Consider the following 3,979-nt stretch of genomic DNA (forward strand, 5'->3'; position numbering starts at 1 on the left):
GCCGTCTCGGCGGCCGGCACCGCGGTGACGTCGCGCTACCAGGTCGTCGACGTGGAGATCGAGCGGCAGCGCACCCGCGACTGGCTCGTCTCCAGGCTGGCCGTCCGGGCCCGTCGTGGGCGCGGGCCCCTCGGCCGCCGGGGGCCGGTGTCGATCCAGCCCTGGAGCCGGATCGAGGGGTTCGACGACGACGCCATCGGCACCCCGGAGCACGGAGCCGAGAGCCTGGTCGAGCACTACGCCGATCTCCGTCCCGCCGATGTCGCGCACGCCCTGCGTGAACTACCCGAGGTGCGTCGGCTCGAGGTGGCCCGCACCCTCGACGACGAACGACTCGCGGACATCCTCCAGGAACTGCCCCACGACGAGCAGACCGAGATCGTGACCCGACTCGAGCTGGAACGGGCGGCGGACGTCCTCGAGGCGATGGATCCGGACGACGCGGCGGACCTGCTGGGCGAGATGCCGGAGAAGGACGCGGAGTCCTTCCTCGAACTCATGCATCCGGAGGGCTCCGCACCCGTCCGCCGCCTGTTGACGTTCGACGCGGACACCGCCGGCGGGCTCATGACGCCGGAACCCATCATCCTGTCCCCCCAGACGACCGTCGCGGAAGCCCTGGCCCACTGCCGCAATCCCGACCTGAGCCCGGCGCTGGCGAGCCTCGTCTTCGTGGTCCGACCCCCCACGGCCACCCCGACGGGCAAATATCTCGGATGCGTCCACATCCAGGCGCTGCTCAGGGAGTTGCCGTCGACGATGGTCGCCGTGACCGTGGACACCAGCCTGTCCAGCCTGCGTCCCACCGACTCGGTGGACTCGGTGACGAGGTTCTTCGCCACCTATAACCTCGTGTGCGGTCCCGTCGTGGACGACGAGGGCCATCTCCTGGGGGCGGTCGCGGTGGACGACCTCCTCGACCACCTGCTCCCCGAGGACTGGCGTGACATGGACCTCCACGACCACAGGGAGGTCCGTCGGTGACCGAACCGGGCACGCGCTCCGCGCTCTCCACACCCGTCACCTCGCGGCGGCCCCGCATCAGTGTCGACCCGGACGCCGTGGGCCGGTACAGCGAGGCCATCGCCCGGTTCTTCGGGACCGGCCAGTACCTGCTGATCCAGACGATCCTCGTGATCGTCTGGATCCTCATCAACGTCACGGTCGTGGCGATGCGCTTCGACCCCTATCCGTTCATCCTCCTCAACCTCGCGTTCTCCACCCAGGCGGCCTACGCCGCCCCCCTCATCCTCCTGGCCCAGAACCGTCAGGAGGACCGCGACAAGGAGTCGATCGCGGAGGACAGGCTGCGGGCCACCCAGACCAAGGCGGACACCGAGTTCCTGGCCCGGGAACTGGCCTCCGTCCGGCTCTCCGTGGGTGAGACGGTCACCCGCGACTACCTCCGCCGGGAACTCGACGACCTCAGGAACTCGATCGAGCGCATAGGAACGCTGCTCGCGGACCAGAATTGTGACGGCGGTAACACCGAACGCCGCAAAAGCGATTCAGACACCAGGGGCCGGAGGTAGCGTCGACCAGCACGGCAGCGATGCCGCGACGCACCCCGCTCGCGACACCGTCCGGACGTTGTAGGGGGAACTTTGCGCAAGATCGCGCACAACACTGATCGACGGGCACTGACCAGCGCCGCGGTCGCCGCGGGCGTGATCGGCGTGCTCACCGCCGTGAGCCTGACGATGGACCACAGTCGACCCACCGGGGCATCGGGAATCGTGCAGGCGGCCGAGACCGCCACCCAGGATCCGACGACGACCGCGGCGGGTGCCACCACTCCGACCTCCGAGACCCCGCCGCCGAGCGAGGTCCGGGACCCCGGCGCCGCACACATCGAGCCCGCGACGATCCCGGACGGCCCCCTCGGGATCCCCGGCATCGCCCTGGACGCCTACCACCGCGCCACCGACCGCCTCAACCTCGAGAAGCCCGCGTGCGAGATGGACTGGACACTTCTCGCGGGCATCGGCCAGGTCGAGTCCAACCAGGGCCGTGGACGCTTCGACGCGCAGGGCAACACCATCGGCCGCATCCTCGGTCCCCGCCTCGACGGCTCGCTGCCCGGCACCGCCGTCATCACCGACACCGACGGCGGGCGGTTCGACGGCGACACCGAGTTCGACCGGGCGGTCGGCCCCGTGCAGTTCATCCCCTCCACCTGGGCGGTGCTGGGTCGGGACGGCAACGGCGACGGCGTGGCCGACCCCAACAACATCTACGACGGTGCACTCGCGGCCGCGACCCTGCTGTGTGGACAGGGCGGTTCGATGGGTGACCCCGCGGCCCGCACCCGGGCGGTCCTCGCCTACAACAACTCGCTCGCGTACGTGGCCAACGTCAACGCCTGGGCGCACGGCTACGCCGTCAACTCCTACCCGTTGCCGTCGGACCTGCCGGAGATCCACAAGCCCAGGCCGATCGTGGAACCACCGAAGACCCCCGAGCACTGCCCGGACGGCTGGGAGGGTCGGCCCACCGCGGCACCGGAGCCCGCGCCGCCGGGCGAGCCCGGCCGTCCGGTACCCGGATGTACCGAGGTGACCCCACCGCCGGCTCCCCCGGCAGTACCCACGCCGCCGTCTCCGTCCCCGTCGCCGTCCCCGGAGAACGCGCCGGCGCCTCGTCCCCCTGCGCCGCCGGCCCAGGTCGCGCCGGCCCCACCCGGGCTCCCGGTGTTCGAGCTCCCCTGCATCGCACCGTTCTGCGTGCCGCCGCCTGCCTGAATCGCCCGCCCGGACCCCGACGCCTAGACTCGGGGCATCATGAGTGCACCCAGCGAAGAAGCGATCCGCGCCGCCCTGGCCAAGGTCGACGACCCGGAGATCAGAAAGCCGCTCACGGAGCTCGGCATGGTCAAGGGCGTCGACATCGACGAGGGATCCGGCCGGGTCGGGATAGGCATCTACCTGACGGTGGCCACGTGCCCGATGCGGGACACGATCACCGACCGGGTCCGCACCGCGGTCTCGGACGTCGCCGGTGTGGGCGAGGTCGTGGTCGAGCTCGACGTGATGAACGACGAGCAGCGCACGGAACTGCGCAAGCACCTCCGGGGGGACGCGGCCGAACCCGTCATCCCGTTCGCCCAACCGGGGAACCTCACCCGCGTGTACGCGGTCGCCTCGGGCAAGGGGGGCGTGGGCAAGTCCACCGCCACGGTCAACCTCGCGACCGCGCTCGCGTCCCGTGGACTGTCCGTGGGCGTCCTCGACGCGGACATCTACGGCCACTCGATCCCCCGCATGCTGGGCACCGATGCCCGGCCCACCCAGGTCGAGCAGATGATCCTGCCGCCGGTCGCGCACGACGTCAAGGTCATCTCGATCGCCCAGTTCACCAAGGGGAACACCCCGGTGGTGTGGCGTGGCCCCATGCTGCACCGCGCCCTCCAGCAGTTCCTGGCCGACGTGTACTGGGGCGACCTCGACGTGCTGCTGATGGACCTACCGCCGGGAACGGGTGACGTCGCCATCTCGATCGCCCAACTCATCCCGTCGGCGGAGATCCTCGTGGTGACCACACCGCAGCAGGCCGCCGCCGAGGTGGCCGAACGGGCGGGGTCGATCGCTCTCCAGACCCGTCAGCGGATCGCGGGCGTCATCGAGAACATGTCGTGGCTCGAACTCCCCGACGGCACCCGCATGGACGTCTTCGGCACCGGCGGTGGGGCCGAGGTCGCGGCGAACCTCTCACGCTCCGTGGGGGCACCGGTGCGCCTGCTCGGCCAGGTGCCGCTCGAGCAGGCCGTCCGGGAGCACGGCGACGAGGGCACCCCGATCGTCCTGGCGGAGCCGGATTCACCGTCCGGCAGGGCGTACAGGGAGATCGCGGACGGACTGGCCGTCCGGCCGCGCGGACTGGCGGGGATGAACCTCGGGATCGACACCACGCGCCACCTCTGACCGCCGGACCGGCCGGACCGCCGCACGGCGGGACCGCCGCACCGCGGGCGCATCCCGCG

The 3,979-nt window shown here is 71.1% G+C and carries 4 protein-coding genes; all 4 read left to right on the top strand.

All coding sequences use genetic code 11. The features are described from left to right. A partial coding sequence (locus G6028_RS10670) for a magnesium transporter MgtE N-terminal domain-containing protein (RefSeq protein WP_182658826.1) occupies nt 1-984 on the top strand: 984 nt, incomplete at its 5' end. Continuing rightward, nucleotides 981-1,532 carry a DUF1003 domain-containing protein gene (locus G6028_RS10675; protein ID WP_182658827.1) on the top strand — a complete coding sequence of 184 codons (552 nt, stop codon included), beginning with the start codon at nt 981-983 and terminating at the stop codon, nt 1,530-1,532. The genes G6028_RS10670 and G6028_RS10675, both read left to right, overlap by 4 nt. 72 nt (nt 1,533-1,604) lie before the next feature. Beyond that, nucleotides 1,605-2,741, top strand: a complete 1,137-nt coding sequence (locus tag G6028_RS10680) for a lytic transglycosylase domain-containing protein (protein WP_182658828.1) — start codon at nt 1,605-1,607, stop codon at nt 2,739-2,741. Nucleotides 2,742-2,780: 39 nt separating this feature from the next. Continuing rightward, the gene (locus tag G6028_RS10685; protein WP_179525585.1) at nt 2,781-3,920 is read left to right on the top strand and encodes an Mrp/NBP35 family ATP-binding protein; all 1,140 of its coding nucleotides are present in this window, start codon (nt 2,781-2,783) and stop codon (nt 3,918-3,920) included. Nucleotides 3,921-3,979 lie beyond the last annotated feature (59 nt).

The organism is Dietzia cercidiphylli (genome assembly GCF_014145145.1).
GTDB lineage: Bacteria > Actinomycetota > Actinomycetes > Mycobacteriales > Mycobacteriaceae > Dietzia > Dietzia natronolimnaea.